The organism is Rhodobacter sp. P1_C2, from assembly GCF_056406375.1.
On sequence record NZ_JBFUAG010000002.1, the window covers coordinates 450,029 to 476,426 of the forward strand.

The 26,398-nt window shown below is 67.2% G+C and carries 24 protein-coding genes and 1 riboswitch; of the genes, 11 read left to right on the top strand and 13 right to left on the bottom strand.

All coding sequences use genetic code 11. The features are described 5' to 3' along the window. Nucleotides 1-25 precede the first annotated feature (25 nt). Nucleotides 26-103, bottom strand: a riboswitch (SAM riboswitch). Between the two features lie 87 nt (nucleotides 104-190). From AC1DZT_RS04895 to ftsY, 4 genes are all read right to left on the bottom strand, one after another. Further along, a complete protein-coding gene (locus AC1DZT_RS04895; RefSeq protein ID WP_478005478.1) occupies nucleotides 191-823 on the bottom strand; it encodes a hypothetical protein in 633 nt (210 codons plus the stop codon). A gap of 70 nt (nucleotides 824-893) precedes the next feature. Beyond that, nucleotides 894-1,523 (bottom strand): inner membrane-spanning protein YciB, encoded by a 630-nt coding sequence (locus tag AC1DZT_RS04900; RefSeq protein WP_478005479.1) that lies wholly within the window; start codon nucleotides 1,521-1,523, stop codon nucleotides 894-896. Then, nucleotides 1,520-2,419: an EamA family transporter gene (locus AC1DZT_RS04905; RefSeq protein ID WP_478005480.1), complete on the bottom strand. Its 900-nt coding sequence runs from the start codon at nucleotides 2,417-2,419 to the stop codon at nucleotides 1,520-1,522. The genes AC1DZT_RS04900 and AC1DZT_RS04905 overlap by 4 nt, the downstream gene beginning before the upstream one ends. A gap of 6 nt (nucleotides 2,420-2,425) precedes the next feature. Then, a complete protein-coding gene (ftsY, locus tag AC1DZT_RS04910; protein WP_478005481.1) occupies nucleotides 2,426-3,424 on the bottom strand; it encodes a signal recognition particle-docking protein FtsY in 999 nt (332 codons plus the stop codon). Between the two features lie 118 nt (nucleotides 3,425-3,542). Here ftsY and AC1DZT_RS04915 point away from each other — a divergent pair, with 118 nt between their 5' ends. Together AC1DZT_RS04915 and AC1DZT_RS04920 are read left to right on the top strand one after the other, a co-directional pair. Next, nucleotides 3,543-4,574, top strand: a complete 1,032-nt coding sequence (locus tag AC1DZT_RS04915) for an alkane 1-monooxygenase (protein ID WP_478005482.1) — start codon at nucleotides 3,543-3,545, stop codon at nucleotides 4,572-4,574. Between the two features lie 36 nt (nucleotides 4,575-4,610). Beyond that, nucleotides 4,611-5,093: a hypothetical protein gene (locus AC1DZT_RS04920; RefSeq protein ID WP_478005483.1), complete on the top strand. Its 483-nt coding sequence runs from the start codon at nucleotides 4,611-4,613 to the stop codon at nucleotides 5,091-5,093. Nucleotides 5,094-5,178: 85 nt separating this feature from the next. Here AC1DZT_RS04920 and xseA read toward each other — a convergent pair whose 3' ends face one another. From xseA to AC1DZT_RS04935, 3 genes are read right to left on the bottom strand one after another with little or no spacing between them, the layout of a single operon-like run. After that, entirely contained in the window at nucleotides 5,179-6,747 is a 1,569-nt protein-coding gene (gene xseA / locus AC1DZT_RS04925) for an exodeoxyribonuclease VII large subunit (protein ID WP_478005484.1), read from the bottom strand. Between the two features lie 53 nt (nucleotides 6,748-6,800). Beyond that, entirely contained in the window at nucleotides 6,801-7,544 is a 744-nt protein-coding gene (locus tag AC1DZT_RS04930; RefSeq protein WP_478005485.1) for a hypothetical protein, read from the bottom strand. Further along, nucleotides 7,447-7,812: a hypothetical protein gene (locus AC1DZT_RS04935; RefSeq protein WP_478005486.1), complete on the bottom strand. Its 366-nt coding sequence runs from the start codon at nucleotides 7,810-7,812 to the stop codon at nucleotides 7,447-7,449. The genes AC1DZT_RS04930 and AC1DZT_RS04935 overlap by 98 nt, the downstream gene beginning before the upstream one ends. An 80-nt stretch (nucleotides 7,813-7,892) precedes the next feature. On the opposite strand from AC1DZT_RS04935, the gene purD reads away from it, so the two are divergent. Next, complete coding sequence (purD, locus tag AC1DZT_RS04940; RefSeq protein WP_478005487.1) at nucleotides 7,893-9,155, top strand: phosphoribosylamine--glycine ligase; 1,263 nt, start codon at nucleotides 7,893-7,895, stop codon at nucleotides 9,153-9,155. A 116-nt stretch (nucleotides 9,156-9,271) separates the two neighbouring features. Beyond that, nucleotides 9,272-10,144 carry a bestrophin family protein gene (locus AC1DZT_RS04945; protein WP_478005488.1) on the top strand — a complete coding sequence of 291 codons (873 nt, stop codon included), beginning with the start codon at nucleotides 9,272-9,274 and terminating at the stop codon, nucleotides 10,142-10,144. Between the two features lie 3 nt (nucleotides 10,145-10,147). Here AC1DZT_RS04945 and AC1DZT_RS04950 read toward each other — a convergent pair whose 3' ends face one another. Continuing rightward, nucleotides 10,148-11,668, bottom strand: coding sequence for a pyruvate kinase (locus AC1DZT_RS04950; protein ID WP_478005489.1), 1,521 nt, complete (start codon nucleotides 11,666-11,668; stop codon nucleotides 10,148-10,150). Nucleotides 11,669-11,873: 205 nt separating this feature from the next. Between AC1DZT_RS04950 and AC1DZT_RS04955 the strand changes: the two genes are divergently transcribed. After that, nucleotides 11,874-13,133, top strand: coding sequence for an aspartate kinase (locus tag AC1DZT_RS04955; protein ID WP_478005490.1), 1,260 nt, complete (start codon nucleotides 11,874-11,876; stop codon nucleotides 13,131-13,133). 64 nt (nucleotides 13,134-13,197) lie between these two features. Here AC1DZT_RS04955 and AC1DZT_RS04960 read toward each other — a convergent pair whose 3' ends face one another. Continuing rightward, complete coding sequence (locus tag AC1DZT_RS04960; protein ID WP_478005491.1) at nucleotides 13,198-14,358, bottom strand: amidohydrolase; 1,161 nt, start codon at nucleotides 14,356-14,358, stop codon at nucleotides 13,198-13,200. 79 nt (nucleotides 14,359-14,437) lie between these two features. Continuing rightward, nucleotides 14,438-15,124 (bottom strand): hypothetical protein, encoded by a 687-nt coding sequence (locus AC1DZT_RS04965; RefSeq protein WP_478005492.1) that lies wholly within the window; start codon nucleotides 15,122-15,124, stop codon nucleotides 14,438-14,440. Between the two features lie 367 nt (nucleotides 15,125-15,491). Between AC1DZT_RS04965 and ptsP the strand changes: the two genes are divergently transcribed. Both ptsP and AC1DZT_RS04975 read left to right on the top strand, forming a co-directional pair. Further along, on the top strand, nucleotides 15,492-17,729 hold the full coding sequence (gene ptsP / locus AC1DZT_RS04970; protein WP_478005493.1) for a phosphoenolpyruvate--protein phosphotransferase: 2,238 nt from the start codon (nucleotides 15,492-15,494) through the stop codon (nucleotides 17,727-17,729). 175 nt (nucleotides 17,730-17,904) lie between these two features. Beyond that, nucleotides 17,905-20,046 carry a malate synthase G gene (locus tag AC1DZT_RS04975; RefSeq protein WP_478005494.1) on the top strand — a complete coding sequence of 714 codons (2,142 nt, stop codon included), beginning with the start codon at nucleotides 17,905-17,907 and terminating at the stop codon, nucleotides 20,044-20,046. A 95-nt stretch (nucleotides 20,047-20,141) separates the two neighbouring features. Here the strand turns inward: AC1DZT_RS04975 and AC1DZT_RS04980 are convergent, their stop codons facing one another. Beyond that, nucleotides 20,142-20,393 carry a BolA family protein gene (locus tag AC1DZT_RS04980; RefSeq protein WP_478005515.1) on the bottom strand — a complete coding sequence of 84 codons (252 nt, stop codon included), beginning with the start codon at nucleotides 20,391-20,393 and terminating at the stop codon, nucleotides 20,142-20,144. Nucleotides 20,394-20,465: 72 nt separating this feature from the next. Between AC1DZT_RS04980 and AC1DZT_RS04985 the strand changes: the two genes are divergently transcribed. After that, entirely contained in the window at nucleotides 20,466-21,098 is a 633-nt protein-coding gene (locus AC1DZT_RS04985) for a DnaJ domain-containing protein (RefSeq protein ID WP_478005495.1), read from the top strand. A 127-nt stretch (nucleotides 21,099-21,225) separates the two neighbouring features. On the opposite strand, the gene AC1DZT_RS04990 is transcribed toward AC1DZT_RS04985, so the two are convergent. Further along, complete coding sequence (locus AC1DZT_RS04990; RefSeq protein WP_478005496.1) at nucleotides 21,226-22,896, bottom strand: glycosyltransferase family 4 protein; 1,671 nt, start codon at nucleotides 22,894-22,896, stop codon at nucleotides 21,226-21,228. Continuing rightward, nucleotides 22,893-23,699, bottom strand: a complete 807-nt coding sequence (locus AC1DZT_RS04995; RefSeq protein WP_478005497.1) for a class I SAM-dependent methyltransferase — start codon at nucleotides 23,697-23,699, stop codon at nucleotides 22,893-22,895. Before AC1DZT_RS04995 ends, AC1DZT_RS04990 begins: the two co-directional genes overlap by 4 nt. A gap of 234 nt (nucleotides 23,700-23,933) precedes the next feature. On the opposite strand from AC1DZT_RS04995, the gene cobS reads away from it, so the two are divergent. The 3 genes from cobS (at nucleotide 23,934) to AC1DZT_RS05010 (ending at nucleotide 26,151) form a co-directional block, all read left to right on the top strand. Next, nucleotides 23,934-24,908: a cobaltochelatase subunit CobS gene (cobS, locus tag AC1DZT_RS05000; RefSeq protein ID WP_478005498.1), complete on the top strand. Its 975-nt coding sequence runs from the start codon at nucleotides 23,934-23,936 to the stop codon at nucleotides 24,906-24,908. A 1-nt stretch (nucleotide 24,909) separates the two neighbouring features. Next, nucleotides 24,910-25,599 (top strand): aspartate/glutamate racemase family protein, encoded by a 690-nt coding sequence (locus AC1DZT_RS05005; protein ID WP_478005499.1) that lies wholly within the window; start codon nucleotides 24,910-24,912, stop codon nucleotides 25,597-25,599. 120 nt (nucleotides 25,600-25,719) lie between these two features. Beyond that, entirely contained in the window at nucleotides 25,720-26,151 is a 432-nt protein-coding gene (locus tag AC1DZT_RS05010; RefSeq protein ID WP_478005500.1) for a thermonuclease family protein, read from the top strand. Nucleotides 26,152-26,398 lie beyond the last annotated feature (247 nt).

The window sequence follows — 26,398 nt, forward strand, 5'->3', positions numbered from 1 at the left end:
CGCGATGCCGGAAAGGATGGGAGTTGCGCGAGACGCCCTGACCTTTTTAGCGGTTTGTTTAACGTGGCCCGCAATCCGGTTACAAATCGCCACGGGAGGCTGCTTAGCGCGCGCTTGGGCCAAGGTCAACGCCCGGCGGGCGTGTCACGATTTTTCTGCGAAAAATCAGGATGCGCGCTTGGCCCCGGGGTCAGAAGCGGCCAAGGCCCTTGGCATAGGCCTGATCCACGGTCCGGGTGACGGCGAGGAACAGCCGGTGCATCAGGAACGGCAGGAGGCCGAAGTACAGGAGCCAGAGGCCGAGCGGCGCCTGACGGATCATCGTCTCGTTCAGCAAAAGAAGCGCCAGGTAGCAGATCGCCATGACCCGCGTCATCATCGGGTCCGATCCGCGCGGGCGTTCGGCGGGCAGGACATGGCGCACCATCGCATGGCGGCCGTCGATCACGTCGAGGATGTAGAGGCTGGCCATGCCAAGGAAATAAAGGCTGAGGAAGCGCTGGCACCATAGAGGCTCGCCCTTCCAGATCAGCAGCGCCATGATCCCGGGGCCGACCAGCAGCGACAGGATCACCGTGGTGCGGTTGGAGAGATGGCTTTGCAGGGTGCGGATCGAGCCATCGGCGCGCAGGACGAGGCGCAGCCCCATGGCCAGAAGGAAGGCGACCATGAAGGCCTCGCGCTCGCCCGGCAGGAAGACGCGCAGGGCGGGCCAGACCACCGCCATCACCGCGAGCGGCAGGATGATGCTGTAAGGCAGGCGCGGCCCGCGACGGAACAGGGCGAAGAACCCCTGCAAGGTCTGATAGATCTCGTCCAACATTTCCGCGTCCCCGGCCAGCTTTCGCCGCCAGACTGGCAGGCAATTCGGGCGAGGTTATGGCGGCGGGCGGCTACTGGCCGTCTTTATCCCGCGACTTTGTCGCATCGGGGAAGATGCCGTATTTGTCGAGCAGTTTGGCCTGGGTCAGCAGGAAGGCGAACATGGCGAGCGTCAGGCCCATGGCCTTGAAGGTCACCCAGGTGCCGTCGGAGAAATTGCGCCAGACCACCTCGTTCAGGACGGCGAGGGCTACGAAGAAGACCGTGATGCGGCGGGTCAGGATCATCCAGCCCTCGGGCTGCATCGGCAGGGCGTCTTCCATCACCAGACGCAGGTAGGATTTGCCCTGCAACAGGCCGATTCCCAGCGCCGCTGCGAAGAAGACATAGACGATGGTCGGCTTCATCTTGATGAAGCGCGGGTCGTTGAACCAGAGCGTCAGCCCGCCCATGAACAGGACCACCACCAGCGTGATGATCTGCATCGGCGAGACCCGCCCGGTCAGACGCCAGAGCCCGAGGATCGAGGCCACGAAGATCACCACGAAGACCCCGGTCGAGACGATGAAACCCGAATAGGTCTGTCCGGCGAGGGTCAGGCTCTTGTCCTTCAAGAACCAGTAGCCGACCAGGAACAGAACCAGCGGCCCATATTCTAGCGCCAGTTTCAGCCTTTGGTCATAGGGCTTTGCGTCACTCATCCGGATACCTCCATCACCACGGCGCCAAGGGCGATCACCGCCATCAGAAGGCTGCGCACCGGCCCCACCTTCTCGCCCAGAACCAGCCAGCCGATCAAGGCCGCAAATACGGTCGAGGTTTCACGAAGTGCGGCGGCGGGCCCGACATGGTCAAGCCGCGTCGCCATCATCACCGACCCGAAGGAGGCCAGCGCCACCAAAGCCCCGAAGACTCCGCGCTTCAGCAGGGGCGGGATGCGTTCGGGCGCAAGCCTGATCCAGCGCCGCCAGGTCACCGCCGGGATGAAGACCCCGTCGATCATGAAGAACCAGGCGAGGAAGGTGAAAGGATCCGCCGTGGCCCTGATCCCCCAGGCGTCATAGGTCGTATAGGCCGCAACGAACCCGCCGGTGATCAGCGCAAGGCCGAGCGCGGGCAAGAGGCTCGCCGCGTTGCGGCCAAGTTGCCAGAGCGAATGGCCAGCCAGCCCGAAGATGCCCGACAGAAGGATGCCGAGGCCGAGCCATTGCAGGGGCCGCAGATGCTCGCCAAAGACCATGCCGGCAAACAGAACGGTGAAGAAGGGTCCGGTGCCGCGCACCACGGGGTAGACCACGGTATAGGGTGCGCGGTCATAGGTCATGGCTTGCGCGATCTTGTAGCCGGCATGGATCAGGAAGGCCCCGGCGAAGATCGGCCACATATGGGGCTCGGGCCAGGGTACGACGAAGAAGGCGAAGGGGGCGGCGATCAGGCCATAGCTGGCATCGATCGCGGCGCGAGTGATCCAGGGGTCGTCACGGCCCTTCTGCAACGCACCGAACAGCGCATGCAGCAGGGCCGCCGCAAGCGCCAGCGCCATGGCCAGCTGATGTCCGGCAGGCGTGCCGACCAGAGAGAGGAGCCAAGCTGTCATCTGGCGTCAGGCGTCCCGCCCGACCAGCGCATTGGCGAAATCCTGCGGATCGAAGGGGGAGAGGTCGTCGATCTGCTCGCCCACGCCGATGGCATGGATCGGCAGGCCGAATTTGTCGGCGAGCGCCACGAGAACCCCGCCGCGCGCCGTGCCGTCGAGCTTGGTCATCACGAGGCCCGAAACATCGGCGATCTTGCGGAAGATCTCGACCTGCAGAAGCGCGTTCTGCCCGGTGGTCGCATCCAGCACCAGAAGGGTGTTATGCGGCGCGGTCGGGTCTTTCTTGCGCAGCACGCGGACGATCTTGGCCAGTTCCTCCATCAGGTCTGCGCGGTTCTGCAACCTTCCTGCGGTGTCGATCATCAGAAGGTCGGCGCCGATCTCTTGTGCCGTGGTCAGGGCATCGAAGGCGAGGCTGGCGGGGTCGGAGCCTTCGGGGGCGGTCAGCACCGGCACACCGGCGCGTTGGCCCCAGACCTGCAGTTGTTCCACCGCTGCGGCGCGGAAGGTATCGCCCGCCGCGATCACCACCGACTTGCCCGCCGCCTTGAACTGGCTGGCAAGCTTGCCGATCGTCGTGGTTTTCCCCGAGCCATTGACCCCCACCACCAGCACGACCTGCGGTTTCTGCGGATACAGCGGCATCGGGCGGGCCACCGGCTCCATGATGCGGGCGATCTCGTCCGACAGGGCCTCTTTCAGCTCGGCGGTGGAGATTTTGCGGCCAAAGCGGCCCTCGGCGATATTGGCGGTGACGCGCAGCGCAGTATCCACCCCCATGTCCGAGCGGATCAGCAATTCCTCGAGGCTTTCCAGCATCGCATCGTCGAGCACGCGGCGCGTCTCGTCCCGGCCCAGAAGGCGGCCGATCAGGCCGGGCTTGTCCGCCTCTGGGGCTGCTGCGGCCTCGGGTGCCGCACTTTCAGAGACCAAAGCCTCCAGCCCCTCGCCGATCTTGTCGGAGGAGCGGAAGAGTTTGTCGCGCAGCTTCTTGAAAAGAGACATCGGGCCGGACCTCTGGTTTGCCCTCACCTAGGCTGCAAAGGGGAAGGATGCAAGTTCGGAGGCGGTTTTGGCGGGTTGGCCCTTTCGCCGGGCGCGGGGCGCGGGCTAGATTTGGGCGATGCGCGCCCTGAACCGCCCCCTGCCCGTCGTGATCTTCGCCCTTGCGGCGGCAAGCCCGCTTGGGCTGCTGGGCTTGGCGGCGATCTGGGGCGGGGTCTGGGTTTGGGCGGCCCTGGCCTATATGGCGCTGGCGGCGGTGGCACTGGACAGTCTGGTGCCTCTGGTTGCGGGCAGCGCGCCGGGGGAGGAGTTTCCGGCGGCGGATCTGCTGCTCGCCCTCCTCGGGCTTGGCGCGCTGGTGGCCTTGCCGCTTCTGGTGCGGCAGATCGCCGGGCCATCGGAGCTTGGTCTGGCCGGGCGGGTCGCACTGTTTCTGGCCGCGGGCTTCTGGTTCGGCCAGGTCGCCCATCCGGCGGCGCATGAGATGATCCACCGGCGCGGGCGGTTCCTGTTTGCGCTGGGGGCCGCGGTCTATACGGCGCTTCTCTTCGGGCACCACACCTCGGCGCATCGTCTGGTGCATCACCGCTTCGTGGCCTCGGGGCGCGACCCCAATTCGGCGCGGGCGGGGGAAGGGTTCTACCGCTTTCTGCTGCGCGCCTGGCCGGGCAGCCTGCGCGCCGGGCTGGCGGCCGAGCGGGCCTTGCGCGGCGGGCGGGCGACGCCCTATCTGTGGTACGCCGGCGGGGCGGTACTGGCGCTGGCCTTTGGCTACGGGCTTGCCGGGATGGCGGGGCTGCTGGTCTGGCTGGGCCTTGGCCTGCATTTCGGCGCGCAGGTGCTCCTCTCGGATTATGTCCAGCATTACGGGCTGGCGCGCGGGTCCGAGGGCGCGCGGCTGGAGCCGGTCGGGCTGCAGCACAGCTGGAACGCGCCGCATTGGTTTTCCTCGGCCCTGATGCTGAATGCGTCGCGCCATTCCGACCATCACACCCATCCGACCCGGCCCTACCCCGCCCTGCAACTGGCCGAGGAGGCCCCGATGCTGCCCTGGCCGCTGCCGCTCGCCTGTCTGATCGCGCTAAGCCCGGGCCGCTGGCGGCGGGGCATGGCTGAACCCTTGGCGCGCTGCGGCCTCGCCAAGGCGTGACTGGATTTTGCCCACGGGCTTTGGCAGGATAAGGTGATGAGACATATGCTGATCGCCCTCGCCCTGACCTGCCTGCCCTTGGCCGCCCCGATGGTCGCGCTGGCCGACACCCCCCCGGAAGGGACCTCCCCCGCCCTTCCGCTCGCCCCGCCGCCCACCGACCTTGGCGCGCCGCTCACCGCCGCGCAGTTCGAGGCCTATGCCACCGGCAAGACCCTGACCTATGCCCAGGACGGCAAGGTCTGGGGGCAGGAGGAATATCTGCCGAACCGGCAGGTGGTCTGGGCCTTCACCGGCGAGCCTTGCGAATACGGCACATGGACCGAAGAGAAGGCTTACGACGACACGCCGATGATGTGCTTCGTCTATGACGACAACCCCGATCACAATTGCTGGCAGTTCTACCTCGGCAAGGCCGGGCTGGTGGCGCTCTTCGTCGGTGGCGGCAATACGGCGTTTTCCGAAGTAGATCAGACCAGCGCGCCGATGCAATGTCCCGGGCCGAAGATCGGGGTCTGAGGCGGCGCAGCGGGGACCGGCGCTGGGGGTTTCACACCCCCAGACCCCCGTGGGATATTTCCGTCTGGATGAAGGGGTAAGCCGTTCAGAAGAGACTGCCCTGGGTGGGCTTGGTTTCGGGCGCCTTCGGCTTCTTGCCGCCGGCGCGCGGGGTCATGCGGCCATCGTGGAACTCGATCTCCAGGGTGGCGGCTTTTTCGGCCTCGGCCTTGGAGGTGACGACGGCGCCGTCGCCCCAGACCACGGCATAGCCACGGCGCAGGGTTTCGGCATAGCCGAGCGTCTGGCGGGTGCGGTCGAGCGCCTCGAGCCGGGCGGCGAGGTCGGCGAGGCGCTTCTTCGGGGCCATGTCCAGGCGCAGGCTGGCGGCGGCCAGACGCTCGCGGTCGCGGGCGATGTCGCGGGCCGAGGAGGCGATGAGGCGGGCGAGCGCCGGGGCGAGGCGTGAGGCCCATTTGTCGAGCGCACCCTGGGCGCGTTCCAGCCGCAGATCGGCGCGGGCATCGAGGGTGGCCGCGGTCTGGGTGAGTTTGCTGCGGTCCTTCTGGATCAGATTGACCAGCGTCGCCGGGCGCAGGGGCGCCGCCAGCGCCTCGAACCGGCTGCGCTTGCGGGCGGTGGCGAGCGAGAGGGCGCCGCCGAGCCTTTGGCTGGCCGCATCATGCCTTTGGCGCGGCGCGGCGAGGAGCGCATCCAGCCGCGGCAGGGCGCGGGCGAGGTCGCGCAGGCGCTGGCCGCGGCGGTCCAGCCCGGCGCGGCTGGCACGGGCCTGCCGGGCGGCGAGATCGGCCAGCGTGGCAAGGAGGTCGGCGCGCACCGGCACGGCCATCTCTGCCGCAGCGGTTGGTGTGGGCGCGCGCAGATCGGCGGCGTAGTCGATCAGCGTCGTGTCGGTTTCATGCCCCACGGCGGAGATCAGCGGGATCTGGCTTGCGGCGGCGGCGCGGACGACGATTTCCTCGTTGAAGCCCCAGAGGTCTTCCAGGCTGCCACCGCCGCGCGCGACGATCAGAAGGTCGGGACGCGGGATCGCACCGCCAAGCGGCAGGGCGTTGAAGCCGCGGATGGCGGCGGCGACCTCGGACGCGCTCGACTGGCCCTGCACCGCCACCGGCCAGATCAGCACATGGCGCGGGAAGCGGTCGCGGAGCCTGTGCAGGATGTCGCGGATCACCGCGCCGGAGGGCGAGGTGACTACCCCGATCACCGAGGGCAGATAGGGGATCGGCTTCTTGCGGGCCGGATCGAAGAGGCCCTCGGCAGACAGGGCGGCTTTGCGCTTTTCCAGCATGGCCATCAGGGCGCCGGCGCCGGCGGGGGCGACATCCTCGACGATCATCTGGTATTTCGACTGGCCGGGGAACGTGGTCATCCGCCCGGTGGCCACGACCTCCATCCCCTCTTCGGGGCGGACCTGCATCCGCGCGACCTGACCCTTCCAGGAGATCGCCGCGATGACGTTGCGGTCATCCTTGAGGTCGAAATAGAGGTGCCCCGAGGCCGGGCGCGACACCCGGCCCACCTCGCCCCGCAGGCGGATCAGGCCGAATTCGCCCTCGATCACGCGTTTGACCGCGGTCGAAAGCTCCGACACGGTGTATTCCGGGCTGTTGCCGGGGCGGGCGGGGGGATCGTCGTCTTCGAAGAGGCTCATGGCGCCTTTGATGCCAAAGTTGCGGGCCCGGCGCAATTGCCGATGGGTAGGGCTCAGGCCGGACCGGCGAGACTGCCCTGCGCCTCGGACGGGACGGTGAAACGCTGCGGCCAGAAGATCTCGACCTGAGAAAGGAGGAAGACGAGCGTCACAACAACGGCCAGGATCCACAACAGGCTCCACCCCGCTTGCGGCCAGATCAATGGACCGAAGGCGATAAGACAGATGAAAACAGTCTGCCGCGTCTCGGACAGGATTTCGGCCAGACCGGCAAAGGTCATCAGCAGACGGGAGGGCCACCAATAGGCCGGGGCGCTTCCAAAAGCGGCGCGCAGGCGGGCGCGGGTCTTGGGATAGGAGGGGGCGGCGATGACGGTATGGCGCGAGGGGCGCCAGGTCAGCGCGGCGGGATCGCAGCCCGCGTGGGCCACGGCCTCCAGAAAGCCGCTCCAGGCCGCGCCATCGGCGCGATGTGCGCGCCAGATCTGGGCGATGAGGGGCGAGGCCATCACCGGCGCCTCGGGCGTGGCGGTCAGGGCCAAGGCCAGAAAGCGGCGGTACTGCGTGATGCCCTCGGCGGCGCGGTCCGGGCCAAGGCTGGTGTCCTTGGCGAGCCAGTCCTCCAGACTGCGGCCACCGGAGAGAGTGAGGTCGATGTGCTGCAAGCGGGTCAGGGCCACCTCGGGGGAAAGGGCGGGGTCAGTCACCGCCGCCACCATCGCCGCCGCCGCCATCGCCGCCGCCCCCTCCACCATCACCGAAACCGTCGGCGAGCGATCCGCCGAGGCTATGGGCATGACCGCCCGGGGCGTGGCTGTCCGATCCATCCAACGCGGCACGCTGCGACGAGCCAAAGGGTGTGCCAAAGTCGAAGGGGATAAAGGAAGAGAGCAAGCTGCCCCTGCCGCGCCGGAGCGCCGCAAGGCAGAGCAGCGCTGCCAGGCTTGCACCGGTCGAGCCGGCGAAATGGGCGATGGTCGCAAAGACCAAAAGCGCGGCCAACATGCCAGCGATCACCGCATAGATCCGCAAGAGTTTGCGGGCGGGGGTCGGGTCTTGCGGCATCTTCCCCCCTCTCCTCTTGCCCAAATCCGACCCAGAGCCTAAGAGGCCCCTATCCCTTTGCCAAGTCCGGAGTGCGCGTCATGAACATCCTCATCCTCGGCAGCGGCGGGCGTGAACATGCCCTGGCCTGGGCGGTCAAGCAGAACCCCAAGACCGACCGGCTGATCGTGGCGCCCGGCAATGCCGGGATTGCGCAACTGGCGGAAGTGGCGGCTTTCGACATCCTCGACGGCGCCGCCGTGGTGGGGTTTTGCGCCGAAAATGCGATTGATTTCCTGATCGTCGGGCCGGAGGCCCCTCTTGCCGCCGGTGTCGCCGATGCGGCGCGGGCGGCGGGCATACTGACCTTCGGCCCCAGCGCCGAGGCCGCGAAGCTGGAGGCCTCCAAGGCCTTCACCAAAGAGATTTGCGACGCCTGTGGCGCGCCGACCGCCGCTTACGCCCGCTTCACCGAAAGCGCGCCTGCCAAGGATTACATCCGCGCCCAGGGTGCGCCGATTGTCGTCAAGGCCGATGGTCTGGCCGCCGGCAAGGGCGTTATCGTGGCGACGACCGAGGCCGAGGCGCTGGCGGCCATCGACGACATGTTCGGCGGCGAGTTCGGCGCGGCCGGCGCCGAGGTGGTGATCGAAGAGTTCATGACCGGCGAAGAGGCCAGTTTCTTCGTCCTGACCGATGGCGTGAACGCCCTGCCGATCGGCACCGCGCAGGACCACAAGCGGGTCGGCGATGGCGACACCGGGCCGAACACCGGCGGCATGGGCGCCTACTCCCCCGCCCCGGTGCTGACCGCGGCGATCCAGACCCAGGCGATGGAAGAGATCGTCCTGCCCACCATCCGCGAGATGGCGCGGCGCGGCACGCCCTATCAGGGGGTGCTCTACGCCGGCCTGATGATCGAGAACGGTCGCAGCCGGCTGGTGGAATACAACGCCCGCTTCGGCGATCCGGAATGCCAGGTGCTGATGATGCGCCTTGGGGCGCAGGCGCTGGACTTGCTGCTGGCCTGCGCCGAAGGGCGGCTCGACAAGGCCCATGTCAACTGGGCCGATGACCATGCCCTGACCGTGGTCATGGCGACCAAGGGCTATCCGGGCGCCTACGAGAAGGGCTCGATCATCCACGGGCTGAAGCGTCTGCCGGAAGACAGCCGCCACATGTGCTTTCACGCCGGAACGGTGGAGAAGGACGGCCAGATCCTCGCCAATGGCGGGCGGGTGCTGAACATCACCGCGCGCGGCGCCAGCCTCGCCGAGGCGCGCAACCGGGCTTACGGGATGATCGACCATCTGAACTGGCCCGAGGGCTTCTGCCGCTCCGACATCGGGTGGCGGGCGCTTTGACGCGCGGGCGGCGGGAATTGCTGCAACGCGGCGCTTTCCCGCTCCCGGCCGCGGGACGGGCTGCCTAAACTCTGGTTCTGACACCCGGGCGCGGTGTCGCAAGGGGTGCCAAGACCATGATCATCCGCGACAAACCCGGCCTGACCGAGATCCTTTTCGCGGTGAAGGGCTCGGTCCTGCCGCGGATCGGGCCGACGCTTCTGACGCTGATCGCGATCTCGGCCGGGCTGGTGGCCTTCGACCATTACGTCCGGCCCCTGCCCGACTCGGCCGCCACGCCGTTTTCGATCATGGGCGTGGCGCTGTCGCTGTTCCTCGGCTTTCGCAACAATGCGGCCTATGACCGCTGGTGGGAGGCGCGCAAGCTCTGGGGTGCCCTGCTGGTCGATCTGCGCGCCCTGTCGCGCGAGGCGGATCTGTTCTTGCCCAAGGCCGAGACGAAGCAGCTTTTGCGCCTGAGCCTCGCCTTCGCGCATCTGCACCGCTGCCATCTGCGCGGGCTGGCGCCCGATGCCGCGGCGCGGGTCTGGGGCGATGCGCCGACGGCCGGGGCGGCGCTGGACCAGATGAACGCGGTCCTCGCCACCGCCCGGCACGACGGCCACCTCGACGGCTTTGGCGCAAGGACCCTGTCGCAGCGCCTGGCCCTGATGGAGCTGAACGCCGCCGGGGGCGAGCGGATCGCGGCCACGCCCCTGCCTTACGTCTATTCGCTGCTGATCTTCCGGACGATCTACCTGTACTGCCTCTTGATCCCCCTCGCCCTGATCGGGCCGGAGGGCTGGATGACGCCGCTCTTCACCGGCCTCATCGCCTATGTCTTCCTTGGCCTCGCCGAGGTGACCGAGGATCTCGCCCATCCCTATGGCGCCAGTTCCAACGCGCTGCCGCTCGATGCGATCTGCCGGGGCATGGAGATCAGCCTGGCGCCGCATCTCGACCTCGCGGCCCCGGCGCCGCTGAGACCGCATGATTTCATCCTGAACTGAGGCTTACACCGCCCGCCACAGGGTAAGCGGCCCAAGCTTGGGCGGCTTCTTCGGCGCGTGATGCGACATCTGCAGCAGCACGTCGCGCAGGAAACCCACGGCATCGGTCAGATGCGGCCCCTCGTTCAGCAGCACGCATTCGGCGCGGTGGCTCAAGGCGGCATCGGCCACCTCGGCCCGCGAGGCCTTGCCGTCGCGCACCATGCCCTCCAGCACATGGCTGGACCAGACCACCGGAACCTGTCCGGCCTCGCAGAGCCAGAGCACCTCGTCCTGGATCTCGCAAAGACGCTCCACGCCGATTTCGGCCGCGAGGTCGTCGCGGGCGATCATCACCGCCACCGGCACCCGCCCGCCTGCCGCCACGATGAGGTCGGGCAGGTTGTGCAGGGCTTGCGGGGTTTCGATCTTCAGCACGATGCCGGGCAGCGCCCGCCCCGGCTTGCGGCGCGCCTCCATCGCGGTGATCAGCGCCTCCACATCCGCCACCGTCTCGACGAAGGAGAAGATGACGACATCGGCATGGAGCAGGACGAAATCGAGCAGTCGCAGGTCATCGGGCGTCAGCGCGCGGACCGGCAGGTTGACCCCGGGCAGGGTCACGCCCTTGCCCGGCTTGATCTTGCCACCCTTCTCCGGCGCGCGGGTGACCTGCATCAGCGCGCAACCCTCCTCCAGGCTGTCGACGCTGGCCCATATCTTGCCATGGCCGATCGTGAGGACCGAACCCGGCTGCAAGGCCTCGACCAGGGCGGGATGGCTCAGGGCCACGCTGAACATCCCCTTCGGCCCCTGGTCCGGGTCCTGCACCAGCGCAAAGCGGTCGCCGGGCCGGAACAGGCGCTGCACCCCGCCCGCCTTCTTGCCCGCCGCCGTGGCACGGACGCAGAACTTCGGCCCGCCAAGGTCCATCGAGACCGGAATGGCCCGGCCCATGTCGAGGCTCTTGAGCGCATCGACCATGCTCGACCAGACCTCGGGCCGGTCATGGGCGCAGTTGATCCGCACGCAATCCATCCCGGCGGCCACCAGCCCGGTCATCAGCGTGCCGCCATCGCGCCCGGCCTCCGGCGGCAGGGTGACCATCACCCGGGTGCGCGGACCCTCGGGGTCCTGCGCGCCGAACAGGACATTGCGGCGCGAGTCGAGAAGCGGCATGGCAGGCTCGCCCTCGGCAGGGGGTGCCGCAGGCGCCGGGCCAAGGCCTGCGATCTGCGCCAGGGCCGCGAGGATGGCCGTCACGCTGGTGCGCGGCGCCTCCTGCATCCGGCCTGCGGACCGCCCCGGCGCCGCCCCGCCGGACAGGGCGTTCTGGCGCAGGGCCAGCCACCTGGCCATGTTGCGCGCCGAATGCAGGAAGGCCGCGCGCTGAATGAGCGGCCTCCAGGCCTGTTTGCGCAGCCGGGCATGTTCCACCACCGTGCCGCTGAGGGGGGTCAGCCAATCCACCAATTCGCCCGTCGTGGCGTGCGGGCCGATGGTTTCGGCAGGCTGATGCGCACGGGCTTGCTGTTTGGCGATCATTCTCAGTCTCCGATCAGAGCGTTCCACCCATTTCGTTTCGAAATCGTAACACGAATTCGCCGCAATGCAACACAACCGGCGATGGCGTCGCGGGTTACAAAGACTCAGCGCTGCGGGAGCAGTGCTTGCCCCCGCGCCGACATCTGCTATGAAGCAGCCGATTTTGCAAAGGCCAGTCTCTGCAAAGGGGGCGAAGGACAAGACCATGCCAGTTCTGGTGATGAAATTCGGGGGGACTTCGGTCGCCGACCTGTCGCGCATCGAGAATGCCGCGAAGAAGGTGCAGGCCGAGGTCGAGCGCGGCTATGACGTGATCGTCATCGTTTCGGCCATGTCGGGCAAGACCAACGAGCTGGTCGGCTGGGTCGAGGGCACCTCCAAGCTTTACGACGCCCGTGAATATGACGCGGTGGTGGCTTCCGGCGAGAATGTCACCGCCGGCCTGATGGCCCTGCGCCTGCAGGAGATGGGCGTGCCCGCGCGGTCCTGGCAGGGCTGGCAGGTGCCGATCAACACGACCTCGGCGCATTCCTCGGCCCGGTTTGTTTCGATCCCGCGCGAGAATATCGACGCGAAGTTCGCCGAAGGCTTCAAGGTTGCCGTTGTGGCGGGCTTCCAGGGCGTCAGCGCCGAGGGCCGGATCACCACTCTCGGCCGGGGCGGTTCGGACACCACCGCCGTCGCCTTTGCCGCGGCCTTCGCCGCCGAACGCTGCGACATCTACACCGATGTCGACGGCGTCTATACCACCGACCCGCGCGTCTCGGAAAAGGCGCGCAAGCTGGACAAGATCGCCTTCGAAGAGATGCTGGAACTGGCGTCCCTGGGTGCTAAGGTCCTGCAAACCCGTTCGGTCGAGCTGGCCATGCGCTACAAGGTGCGGCTGCGGGTGCTGTCCTCCTTCGAGGACACCGACGAAACTTCCGGAACTCTGGTCTGCGACGAGGATGAAATCATGGAATCGAAAGTCGTCTCTGGCGTGGCCTTCAGCCGCGATGAAGCGAAAATGACACTCGTCCGCGTCGAGGACCGCCCGGGCATCGCCGCCGCGATCTTCGGGCCCCTGGCCGATGCCGGGGTCAACGTCGACATGATCGTGCAGAACATCTCCGAACATGACGACCCGACCGACAAGCGCGCCTATACCGACATGACCTTCTCCTGCCCGACCAACCAGGTGATCCGGGCGAAGAAGGCCATCGAAGAGGCGCAGGCGGCCGGCAAATTCGCCTATGCCCAGCTGATCACCGATACCGACGTGGCCAAGATCTCGGTCGTGGGCATCGGGATGCGCAGCCATGCCGGGGTTGCCGCCAAGATGTTCGCGGCGCTGGCCAACGAGAATGTGAACATCAAGGTGATCACCACCTCCGAGATCAAGATCTCGGTGCTGATCGACCGCAAATACATGGAACTGGCCGTGCAGGCACTGCACGACACCTTCGAGCTCGACAAGGCGAGCTGATCGGCCAGTTGAGCGGGCCGGTTTCCGGGCGGGCTGTCCCCTTACGAGGCGGCCTGCCCCCGCCCTAGCCCGGCGGAAGCCGCGCCCGCGCTATGGCCGCAAGGACCTGGGCGCCATGGGACAGCGCCCCATCGTTGAAGTCGTAATCGGGGCTGTGCAGCGGGGCCGAGCCCTCGCCATTGCCGATGAAGGCAAAAGAGCCCGGCACTTCGGCCAGAAAACGCGCGAAATCCTCTGAGCCGGTCATCGGCTCCTCCGCGCGGGTTGCGCCTGCCGAGACCGGCGCCGCGGCGGCGAGAAAGGCTTCTGCAAGTCCGGCATCGTTCATCAGCGGCACGAATTCCCGGCTATAGCTGACCTCGGCGGTCAATCCGTGGCCCTCTGCCACGCCTTGGGCGATGCGTCGCATCTCCGCCTCTATCCGCGCCGAGACCTCTGGCCGGAAGCTGCGCGCATCGCCGAGGATGCGGGCCTGCCCCGGCAGCACGTTCCGCGTGCCGTCGGTCAGAAGCTCGGTCACCGAGACCACGGCGATGTCGGTTGGGCTGAGGCGGCGGGCGACGATCGACTGAAGCTCCACGACCAGCAGGCAGGCGGGCACCATGACCTCGCGCCCCCATTGCGGCCGGGCGGCGTGGCCGCCCTTGCCGCGCAGGGTGATCTCGAAATTGTCCTCGGCCGACATGAAGGAGCCCGCCCGGGTTTCGAAATGGCCGAGGGCCAGGCCCGGCATGTTGTGCAGGCCGAAGATCTCGTCGAAGGGAAAGCGCCGCAAGAGCCCGTCCGACAGCATGGCCTGCGCCCCCCTGCCCCATTCCTCGGCGGGCTGGAAGATGAAGCGCAGCGTGCCGTCGAAGCCGCCCTCCTCGGCCAGCATCCGCGCCGCGCCAAGCAGCATCGAGGTATGGCCGTCATGGCCGCAGGCATGCATCAAGCCCGGCGCGGTCGAGCCATGGGCACGCCCGGAGGGTTCGCTGATGCGCAAGGCATCCATGTCGGCGCGCAGCGCGATGGCCCGGTTGGCGCTGCCGCGGCGCAGGGTGCCCACAACGCCCGTGCCGCCCACTCCCTCGGCGACCTCGATGCCGAAGCTGCGCAGCCGCTCGGCCACGAAGGCCGCCGTGCGATGTTCCTCGAAGCCGAACTCGGGATGGCGGTGGAGGTCGTGGCGCCAGGCGGTCATCTCGGCCAGATACGTGGCGGGAATGGAAAACGGGGCCTTCATCGCAACGTCCTCTCGGTGAGAATGCGGGTCGCGCGGGCGCGGCGCGCAAGGCCAAGGCTGCGGGCCCGGGCCCGCCCGCTCAGGACGAGCGCAGCAGGACCTTGGTCGATCCGACGATGGCCGCGACCTGGACATAGGCCGTGCGGCGCTGCTCGGAGCCTTCGGAGGAGCGCAGCAGCACGAGCTTGGTCTCTTCCACGATGGCGGCGGCCTTGGCGGCGACCTGGGGCGTCATCCGAACCGGGGTCAACTTGCGCTGCGAGGGCTTGCCGCCCAGCGTGACACGGACATCGGGGCGGCTCGGGTCGGCATTCTCGCGGGCGAGGCTGTGCAGCTGATCGGCGGCCCGCAACAGCGCCACCCGGGCCGAGCCGTAGCCGCTTTTCCACGACAGGTTCTGCGCGGCCAGCCAGTATTCATAGCTCAGACAGTCGAGGTTGAGCGCGGGGTCCTTCAGCCTTGCGCATTGCTTGGTGCCATCGGCGAGCATCGCGACTAGGGCCGCCGTCGCTGCGGGCGACACGCCCACGGCATCCTTCGGCGTGCCGGGCGGGGCGACGGGCGCATAGGGGTCGGGGCGGTCGGTGCGTTCGGGCGCCCGGCCCTCGGTCGACTGCACAAGGATCAAGGGAAAGTCGGGCGACAGCCCATCAGGAAGACCGCCGCTTTCCTGCACCGGGAAGCTCGCCATTCCGTTCACCGTCGCCGCGGCGGGCAGCGCCGCCGCACCGGTCAGCATCATCACCATACCCAAAATATGTCGCATGAACTGCGCCCTCCTCAAACAATGACGATGGCCCGCATGGGTCATCCCGTCCGGCCCGCAATACGGCCAGCGCCTGGGGTGGATTTTAAGCTTGTTCCACCGCAGGTCAACCGCGCATTCCGGCCGCCTGCCTCTCCCCCTGCACCTGCCTCCAGTACCGCCCTGCCCCCTGCGCAAAGCCCCGCCCAAAGCCTGGGCAGCTTCCGCCATTCGCCGCCGCTCCCGGCGAATTTGCGGGCCTCGTCGCGAATTTCCCCCTCCTGCCCCTTCCGCATGGGGCCGAAGCGGGTGATAAAGGCGGCAAGGCAGCAGGTTGGCCACAGCGTGGACTGCGGGGCTGACCCAGGATCGACTGCGGGGGACCACCATGGGCGAACGGAAGGAAAGCGACAGCCGCAAGCTCTTGCGCCGTTTGCGCGATGTCTTGAGCATGCCCAATGTCGGGCAGGACCGGCTCGACCGCATCACCCATATCATCGCGGATTCGATGGGGACCGAGGTCTGCTCGATCTACCTCTTCCGCGATGCCGAAACGCTGGAGCTTTGCGCCACCGAAGGCTTGCGCAAGGATGCCGTCCACAAGACGCGGATGAAGCTGGGCGAGGGTCTGGTGGGCCGGGTCGCCCGTCTGGGCCAGCCGGTCAACACCGCCAATGCCCCCGCCGAAAAAGGCTTTCGTTTCATGCCCGAGACGGGCGAAGAGATCTTCTCCTCCTTCCTTGGCGTGCCGATCCAGCGCGTCGGCGAAAGGTTGGGCGTGCTGGTGCTGCAATCCAAGGCCGCCCGCACCTATGCCGAGGACGAGATCGACGCGATCGAGGTTGTGGCGATGGTTCTGGCAGAGATGGCCGAGCTTGGCGCCTTTGGCGGCGACAACGGGCTGGCGCTGCACCGCCAGCCGATGCTGTATCGGGGCACCACCGGCCAGGAGGGTGCGGCCGAGGGCAAGGTCTGGCTGCATGAGCCGCGCGTCGTGGTGACCAACCCGGTCGCCGACGACCCCCTGACCGAGATCGACCGCATCCGCGAGGCGGTGGGCGTGCTGCGCGTCTCGGTCGATGATCTTCTGGCGGCCGAAAGCCTCGACAAGGACCAGAAGGCGGTGCTGGAAGCTTACCGGATGTTCGCCCATTCGCGCGGCTGGCTGCGCCGGATGGAGGAGGATATCCAGCGCGGCCTTTCCGCCGAAGCCGCGGTCGAGAAAGAACAATCCACCGCCCGCAACCGGCTGGAACAGGTCGAGGACGCTTACCTGCGCGAACGCCTGCATGATCTGGACGATCTGTCCAACCGGCTCCTCCGCATCCTGACCGGACAGGGCCGCGACACGGGTGCCGCGATGCCCGACAATCCGGTGCTGGTCGCGCGCAACATCGGCCCGGCGGAACTTCTGGACTATGGCCGCAAGCTCAAGGGCGTCGTGCTGGAGGAAGGCTCGGTCGGATCGCATGCCGCCGTGGTGGCCCGCGCTCTGGCCATTCCGATGGTGATCCATGCCAAGGGCATCACCTCGGATGCCTTGAACGGCAATGCGATTCTGGTCGATGGCGATCAGGGTCTGGTGCATCTGCGCGCGGAAGAGACCATCGCGCGGTCCTTCCGCGACAAGATCGCCATGCAGGCCGAGGCGCAGATGCGCTACGCAAGCCTGCGCGATCTGCCCGCCACCTCGACCGACGGGATCAAGGTGGAGCTTTGCATGAACGCCGGGCTGATGGCCGATCTGCCCTCGCTCGTGGGGTCGGGGGCCGAGGGTGTCGGCCTCTTCCGGACCGAGCTGCAGTTCCTTGTCCGCAACAAGATGCCGCAGCGCGCCGAGCTTGCCTCGCTTTACGCCCGCGTCATGGATGCGGCGCATGGCAAGCCCGTGGCCTTCCGCACGCTCGACATCGGCTCGGACAAGGTGCTGCCCTATATGAAGCCCAATGACGAGCCGAACCCGGCCATGGGATGGCGCGCGATAAGGGTGGGTCTGGACAAGCCCGGTGTCCTGCGGATGCAGGTGCAGGCGCTGCTGCGCGCCGCCAACGGGCGCGATCTGCAGATCATGTTCCCCTTCGTCAGCGAGTTCGGCGAGTTCAAGATGGCGCGCAGCCATGTCCTGCGCGAGATCCACCGCGAGAAAAGCCTCGGCCACAGCGTGCCGCGCGATGTGAAGATCGGCGCGATGCTGGAGACGCCCTCGCTGGCCTATGCGCCGGATGATTTCTTCCGGCTGGTCGATTTCATCTCGATCGGCGGCAATGACCTGAAGCAGTTCTTCTTCGCCGCAGACCGCGAGAATGAGCGGGTGCGCAAGCGCTATGACGTGCTGAACGTCTCCTTCCTCGGGTTCCTCGACCATGTGGTGCAGCGCTGTGCGCCCTTCGGCACGCGGCTGTCCTTCTGCGGCGAGGATGCCGGCCGCCCGATCGAGGCGCTGGCCCTGGCGGCGATGGGGCTGCGCGTGCTGTCGATGCGCCCGGCCTCGATCGGCCCGGTCAAGGCGCTCTTGCGGGCCGCCGATCTGTCGGCAGCGCGCAGCGTGATCGACCAGGCGCGCGCCGACGGTCAGGAAAGCGTGCGCGGCGCTTTGATGGACTATCTCTCCGGCCTCGACCTTTAGCGGCCAGAACGGGGCGGCGGTCGGGGCCGGGCAGCGGTCAGGCCCATGTGGCGCCCGGTTTTCCGCCTGCCTCATCCTTGGGCTTCTGCGCTTTCCCGGCCCGTCACGGCGGAGCTTTGCTTGCGAAATGGCGGGCTTTCCTGTCTGATATCCCAATCACTTGGGGAGGAATGCCATGGCCCGTATCGCCCGCGCCGAGCTCAAGGTCGAGGAATGCCTCGTCCGTTTCATCGAAGATCAGGCGCTGCCGGGCAGCGGCGTTTCGGCCCCGGCCTTCTGGGCCGGCCTTTCCTCGCTGATCCACGAGATGGGGCCGAAGAACCGCGCCCTTCTGGCCCGGCGCGAGGATCTGCAGGCGCAGATCGACGCCTGGCATGTGCAGAACCGCAACGGGCCGCATGACCCCGAGGAATACGTCGAATTTCTGCGCCGGATCGGCTATCTGCAGCCCGAGGGGCCGGAATTCCACATCAAGACCTCTGGCATCGACCCCGAGATTTCCTCGGTGCCGGGGCCGCAGCTGGTGGTGCCGATCACCAACGCCCGCTATGCGCTCAACGCCGCCAATGCGCGGTGGGGCAGCCTTTACGACGCTTTCTACGGCACCGACGCGATGGGCAGCCCTGCGCCCAAGGGCGGCTATGACCGCGGCCGCGGCGCCCGCGTCGTGGCCCGCGCCCGGGTGTTTCTGGACGAGGCTTTCCCGCTGGCCGGCACCAGCCATGCCGATGTGCGGCGCTATTACGTCAAGGACGGCGCCTTGCTGGTCGATGACGCGCCCCTGATGCAGCCCGAGAAATTCGTGGGCTACAAGGGCAACCCCAAGGCGCCGGATTCGATCCTTTTGCGCAACAACGGACTGCATGTCGAACTGGTCTTCGACCGCGCCCATATGATCGGATCGCATGACCAGGCGCTTCTCGCCGATATCGTGCTGGAGGCGGCGGTCTCGGCGATCATGGATTGCGAGGATTCGGTGGCCTGTGTGGATGCCGAGGACAAGGTTGAGGCCTATGCCAACTGGCTGGGCCTGATGCAGGGCACGCTCTCGGCCGATTTCAGCAAGGGCGGCCAGACCGTCCACCGCCACCTGAACGAGGACCGCAGCTTCACCGCTCCCGATGGCGGCACCCTGACCCTGAAGGGCCGCGCGCTGATGTGGATCCGCAATGTCGGCCACTTGATGACCAACCCGGCCATCCTCGACCGTGAGGGGAACGAGGTCTTCGAGGGCCTGATGGATGCCGCCATCACCGTGCTGATCGCAAAGCACGACCTGACCCGCATGGCCGGCCTGCGCAACTCGCACCATGGCTCGGTCTATATCGTCAAGCCGAAGATGCACGGGGCCGAGGAAGTGGCCTTCGCCGATGCGACCTTCACCAAGGTCGAGCAATTCCTCGGCCTGCCGCACAACACGGTCAAGCTCGGCGTGATGGATGAGGAGCGGCGGACCTCGGCCAACCTCAAGGAATGCATCCGCGCGGCGCAGCACCGCCTCGCCTTCATCAACACCGGGTTTTTGGACCGGACAGGGGACGAGATCCACACCTCGATGGAGGCCGGGCCCTTCAGCCGCAAGGATTTCATCAAGCGCAAGTCCTGGATCGGGGCCTACGAGAACCAGAATGTCGATATCGGGCTGGAATGCGGCCTGTCGGGCCGGGCGCAGATCGGCAAGGGCATGTGGGCGGCGCCGGATCTGATGGCGGCGATGCTGGAACAGAAGATCGAACATCCGAAAGCCGGGGCCAATTGCGCCTGGGTCCCCTCGCCCACCGCCGCGATCCTGCATGCGCTGCATTACCACAAGGTCGATGTCTTCGCCGTGCAGAAGCGGCTCGCAGCCGGCGGGCGGCGCGCCTATGTCGAGACGCTGCTGGAGATCCCGCTAGCGAGCTACCGGCGCTGGGGCGGCGGCCAGATCCTGCGCGAGGTCGAGAACAACGCCCAGGGCATCCTCGGCTATGTGGTGCGCTGGATCGACCAGGGGGTGGGCTGTTCCAAGGTGCCCGACCTCAATGACGTGGGCCTGATGGAGGACCGTGCCACCTGCCGGATCTCGGCCCAGCATATCGCCAACTGGCTGCATCATGGCATCGTGAGTGCGCCCCAGGTCGAGGCCGCCCTGCGCAAGATGGCCGCGGTGGTGGACCGCCAGAACGCGGGCGACCCGGCCTATGCGCCCATGGCGCCCGAATGCGACGGCGTGGCCTTCATGGCGGCGCATGACCTGATCTTCCAGGGCCGCGTCCAGCCCTCGGGCTATACCGAACCGATCCTGCACGCCCGCCGCTTGCTGAAAAAGCGCGGCTGAGGGGCCCGGGCCACGATTTTTCTGCGAAAAATCGCTTCTGGCCCAAGGGCGCGCGGGTGGCCCCAAGTGTCGATTTTTCGCAGAAAAATCGGGCCTCAGCCGAGGTCGAGCGCCAGGGCATGCAGGCGCTGGTGGATATCGCCCAGGGCCGCCTGCACTGCGCGGTGGCGGGCGAGGCGGCCGAGCGGGGCCAGTTCCGGCGCGCGCAGCATCACCGCGAAATGGCTTTCGCCGCTGCCGTCATCGCCCGAATGGCCGGCGTGGCGGTGGCTTTCGTTGACCACCTCGAGCGCCGTCACCTGAAACGCTGCGCGGAGCCGCGCCTCGATTTCATCCTTTATCGCCATTTTCACCTTACCCCCTTCAATCTGCTGACAGATGCCCTATCCTTGACGCCCCGAGTCGGAAAGGCCCCCTTGATGTCCAGTCGTCCCCCGTTTGAATTCGATATCCGCGTTTCCTCTGACAAGGCGAAGCGCAAAACGGGCCGTCGCGGCATGACCGGCGCCTCGGAAGCGGCCAATCGGGCCTGCGATTACCCCGGCTGCAAGGAAAAGGGCGCCTACCGCGCGCCGAAGTCGCCGGACCATCTGAACGAGTTCTTCTGGTTCTGCCGCGATCATGTGCGCGAATATAACCTGAAGTGGAACTTCTTCGGTGCCGCCACCGACGAGGAATTCCAGAAGCTTCTGGAAAAGGACCGCCTTTGGGAGCGCGAGACCACGCCCTTCAGCCGCAAGGACGATGGCCGGTCCTGGGCGCGCCTTGGCGTCAATGATCCGATGGACATCCTGGGCGAGAAGGGCACGCAGAACAAGGCGGCCCCCACTTCGAACGCCACCCGCAAGCTGCCCCCGACCGAGCGCAAGGCGCTCGAGATCATGGACGCCCGCGACACCTGGACCAAGACCGAGATCCGGAAGCAGTACAAGAGCCTGGTCAAGGACCTTCACCCCGACATGAACGGCGGCGACCGCTCGGACGAGGAGCGCTTGCAGCAGGTGGTCTGGGCCTGGGATCAGATCAAGGACAGCCGGTTCTTCAAGGAATGACGCCGCGCCTTTCGCCGGCCCCGGAGGGTTTCACACCTTCCCTTGCGCCATGGCTTCGCCCTTCGGGCACATGGCTCAGCCGCGGGATATTTCGCGGGATATGTTCGGACCGATGAACCGGAGCCAGTCAGCTGCGGCGGATGAAGTCGTATTTCAGCAGCCACATCAGCACGCGTTCGACGAAGATGTCGCGCAGGCCGGTGGCGGTGCAGATCTCGGCCACGGTCGCGGCGCCGGATTGGACGGCGCCGTAGATCTGGGCGATCTGCCCCGGTTCGGCGAAGATCCGGTTCAGGCCCTGGTAGTTGCGCAGGGCCAGCACCTCCTCGAGCGGGGCGAGGCCCGTGCGGTCGGGGGCGTGGAAGCTTTGGGTCAGGGGGCTTGCCGTCTCGGTCGGGTAGCCGGCGAAAAGCAGGGTTGGCGAGGGTCCCACCGGCAGCGAGAAGCCGCGGATGCGGAAGGCGCGGGCGCTGGCCGCCTTCTTCCGCGCGATCTGTTCGGCCCAGAGCGCCTGCATCTGCGGGATCACCGCCTTCCAGTCGTAGAGGCTCTTGACCCTGTGCAGCGCCGCGGCGCCCATCCGGGCCCTGAGGTCGGGATTTGAGGCCAGCGCCAGGATCTTGGCCTTCATGTCGCCCATGTCGATCTCGGTCATCGCCGAGACCGCGGCACAATACTGGGTGTAATCGTCGATCCCGCCCTGCAGGCGCAGGCTTTCATTGGCCAGATGCACCGGCCCGAGCATCCGCGAGGTCACTCGCAGCCCGACATCGGGGGTGATCGTGTCCTTCAGCCCGTCCCAGTCCGAGGCCAGCACCGGCAGGCCCGCCGCCATCCCCTCCAGGGGCGCGAGGCCGAAAGTCTCCTGGATATTGTCGATCATGAAGAGGAAGACATCGGCACCCGACAGCGTCTCCTGCCGGTCCTCGGCCTTGGCGCCGTCGAGCAGGAGGAAGCCCACATCGGGCATCAGCCGGGCCGCACCCTCGGTGAAGACCTTCTTGGCATAGGGCTGGCGGAAGATGCCGCACATGACGACATGCATCTTCACGCCGGGCGGCAGGTCGGCGGCGGCGGCCTGCATGGAGAGGTAGATCGGGATCGGGTCGAATTTCTCATGCGGCGAGAGGCGGGCGATGGTGGCGAAGACCACATCCTGCGGCCCGGCGCCGAGGCGCAGGCGCAGGGCGGCGCGGGCGGCCTCGTTGCGGGCGAAATCCTCGGTATGGATGCCGAGCGGGATGACCGGGAACATCGGCCGCGCCGGGGGCTGGGCGCCGAAGCGGTGGCGGATGTGGTTGTCGATCAGGTCCATCTGGGTCAGCACCGCGCCCTGCACCGCGCGCGAGGTGCAGATCAGCGCATCCCATTCCATGACCGGGGCCATCCGCAGATCGAAGAGCCCCTGCATGATGCCGGGGGTCGAGGTCGTATGGGTGATGCCGCAGATCCCCCAGGCGCCGGTGCCGTGATCGACCCGCCGCCAGGCCTCGCCCGCGATATTGGCGGCCGGGTAATACATCACCTCGGCCGGGGCCATCATCTGCGGCCGCACCAGACCCACGGCGCGCAGGGCCTTTTCCGGGCGCAGGGTGCGCAGGAGGGTTCCGACCTCCTCCGCCTCGGTCGAGGTCTTGGCGAGGATGACGAATTCCTCCACCGCGCCATGGCGCAGAAAGCCTTTAAGGAAGCTTTCCCCCGCGACGCGGCGGCCGTTGATGCCCTTCTCGCCCGGGCGGTAGCCATCCGAGGCATAGAAGAGTGCAGCATTTGCAAGCGGCGTTGCTTGGTCTGTCATAGGTGTCGCATCCAGAGCCAGGGCGTGGGAGAGGCCCGCCATTCCCAAAGGGCGATCAGGCGGTCGAGGTCGGACAATTCCTCCATCCAGCCGGGCAGGACGGCGGCATCGAGCTTGCGGTCGATCCGTTGAACCCGGTGGCTGGCGGCGAAGCGCTCGGTCAGGGTCCGGGTCAGGCCGGGCACCATGCCCTCGTGGCATTCGACGAGGATATCGGCCTTGAGAAGGCCGGGGGCGGCCACCGGGTCGAGAAGTTCGGCCTCGGCCCCTTCGATGTCGCAGAGGACGAGGCTCGGCTGAGCCAGCGCCTGGTCGAAATCGGCATGGCCGAAGAGGCCGCCGACCGCGACCCGGTCCTCAACCCCGTTGCGCAGGGCCAGCGCCCGGCACAGGTCCTGCGCGCGGGCATCGGCATCGCGGGCAAGCACCCGTGCCCCCGGCATCCGCAGCGCAAGGCCCACGGCGTAATAGCCCTCGGCCGCGCCGATATCGATGATAAGGGGATAGGCCCGCGCCACGATCTCCTCGATCACCGGATGAAGCGAGGCCTCGTAGCTGCCCAGAAGCCGGGCGCTGCGCGAGCCTTCGGAGGCGACCCCGCCATAATCCATGCCCCGGAACGGCCCGTTCAGCACCCGCGTGCCCGAGCGGCGGACCAGCGTGTTGGCCACCACCTCGGCCCGCCATTTCGCCAGCATCCGCAGCGCCGCGTTCAAAACCGCAGCCTCCGCCGGCATGGCCGCAAGGCGACGCAGGGCTTCGGTGGCCAGAAGGGTCAGGCGCGTGGCGGGCAAAGGGTCCATCAATCCGTGGTTTGCGCTATCGTTAGCGACAGGCCCCCCACCTGTAAATCCGGCCCGTGCCAGGAGAAGGATTTCCCTCTCCAGCGGCCCCTTGCGGAACCCCTGCCCCGGACCGCGCCGCGACGGCAAAGAACGGCCAGAGCGCCAAAGCATGACCGCTGCGCGCCCTCGCCCTCTTGCAGCCCCGCGCCTTATGGTTCACAGATGACGGGCAACTTATTTGGGCCGAAAACGATGCTGGATACCGCTGTGAAACCCACCGAAGAAATCTCCGTCCGCGAGGTCTTCGGCATTGACACCGACATGAAGGTCAAGGGCTTTGCCGACCGCACCGACCGCGTGCCGGAGATTGACCCGACCTACAAGTTCGACCCGGACACCACCTTGGCCATTCTGGCGGGCTTTGCCTATAACCGCCGGGTGATGATCCAGGGCTACCACGGCACCGGCAAGTCGACCCATATCGAACAGGTGGCGGCGCGGCTGAACTGGCCTTGCGTCCGCGTCAACCTCGACAGCCACATCTCCCGCATCGACCTGATCGGCAAGGACGCCATCAAACTGCGCGACGGCATGCAGGTGACCGAGTTCCACGAGGGCATCCTGCCCTGGGCGCTGCGCAACAATGTCGCCATCGTCTTCGACGAATACGACGCCGGACGCGCCGATGTGATGTTCGTCATCCAGCGCGTCCTGGAACATGACGGCAAGCTGACCCTGCTCGACCAGAACGAGATCATCACGCCCAGCCCCTATTTCCGCCTCTTCGCCACCGCCAACACCGTGGGTCTGGGCGATACGACCGGGCTTTACCACGGCACCCAGCAGATCAACCAGGCCCAGATGGACCGCTGGAGCCTCGTGGCCACGCTGAACTACCTCAGCCACGATGCCGAGGCGGCGATCGTTCTGGCGAAAAGCCCGCATTACAACACCGACAAGGGCCGCAAGACGATTTCTCAGATGGTGACCGTCGCCGACCTGACCCGAACCGCCTTCATGAACGGCGACCTTTCGACCGTGATGAGCCCGCGCACCGTGCTCAACTGGGCGCAGAATGCCGAGATCTTCCGCAATGTCGGCTATGCCTTCCGCCTGTCCTTCCTGAACAAATGCGACGAGCTGGAGCGTCAGACCGTGGCCGAGTTCTACCAGCGCTGCTTTGGCGAGGAACTGCCGGAGAGTGCGGCGAGCATGGCGATGAAGTAAGATGGCGCGGCCTTTGCACATCGGTCTGATCGGTGGCATCGGCCCGGCGGCGACGGTCGTCTACTATCAGCGGCTCTGCGCCGCGATGCGGGCGCGCGAGGCGCGGCTTGAACTGACCGTGGTTCAGGCCGACATCCACGAGCTGATCGCCAACAACCTCGCCGACCGGCGCGACGATCAGGCCCGCATCTATGCCGGGCTGATCGACAGGCTGAAGGCGGCGGGGGCGGATTGCGCCGCCATCACCTCGCTCGGCGGGCATTTCTGCTTTGCCGAAACCGCGGCGCTGTCCTCCCTGCCCCTGGTCAGCGCGGTGGCACCGCTGGACGCTTATTTCGCGGGTCAGGGCATCGGGACGATCGGCCTGCTCGGAACCCGCGTGGTGATGCGGACCAGGCTTTACGGCCAGCTGACCCGGACCCGCGCCCTGGCGCTGGACGACCAGATCGAGACGCTGGGCCAGGCCTATCAGGATGTGGCGGTGGCCGGTCATTGCCCCGACACCACCCGCGCCGCCTTCTTTGCGGCGGGCCGTGCGATGATGGAGCAGGGCGCCGAGGCCATCGTGCTGGCCGGCACCGACCTCAACCTCGCCTTCGATGGCCAGGAGCCGGGCTTCCCGGTGATCGACGCGCTCGACGTGCATGTGGCGCTTCTGGCGGACCTCGCCTCGGGCCGCGCAAGCCTCTGATCGCCGCGGACGGACCGTTTTGCACAAAAGTCAACGCAATCGCCGCGGCGCTGCCCTTTCCGCGCCGCCGATCCTCCGCCAAGGCCGGGCAGGCTTGGCCCAGGGTCACAGGGGCAAGCGATGCGCAAGAGATTACTGAGCCTCGGGGCGGGCTTTGCCCTTTGCCTCTGGGCCTTCGGCACCTCCACCGCAGCACCGCCCGCGCCGTCCTGCGCGGTCAGCCGCGTGGTGGATGGCGACACGCTGCACCTCATCTGCGGCGGGCTGCGGCACAAGGTCCGCCTGCTCGGCTTTGATGCGCCCGAGGTCTTCCATCCGCGCTGCCCGGCCGAGGCCGCGGCGGGCGCGCAAGCCACCGCCCTGATGCGCCGGCTCGTGGCCGCGGGCCCGGTCACCGGGGTGCAATTTTCCGGCAAGGACCGCTATGACCGCGATCTGGCAAAGGTGGAGGTCGCCGGAAAGGATCTCTCCGCCCAGATGCTCGCAAGCCCCTTGGCCCGCCCCTACCAGGGCCACAAGCACCCCGACTGGTGCGCGATCCTCTCCCGCTAGATGGGCAGATTGCCCATCCTTGTCTCTTCGCGATCTGCGATAATGGAGGTTGCAGACGAGACCCCGTTCCATCCTTGGGTGCGTGAGCCCGTTCGGTAGCTTGGGGCTCGTCTGCTTTTACGCGTTCAAACCTGAACAGTTGCCTGGGGCGCTGCGCCAACAGACGACCCCGCAGATCAAGGACAGGCCTCCATGACTTTGCCACAGGATTTCATCGGTGTCGACGTTTCGAAGGATTGGCTCGACA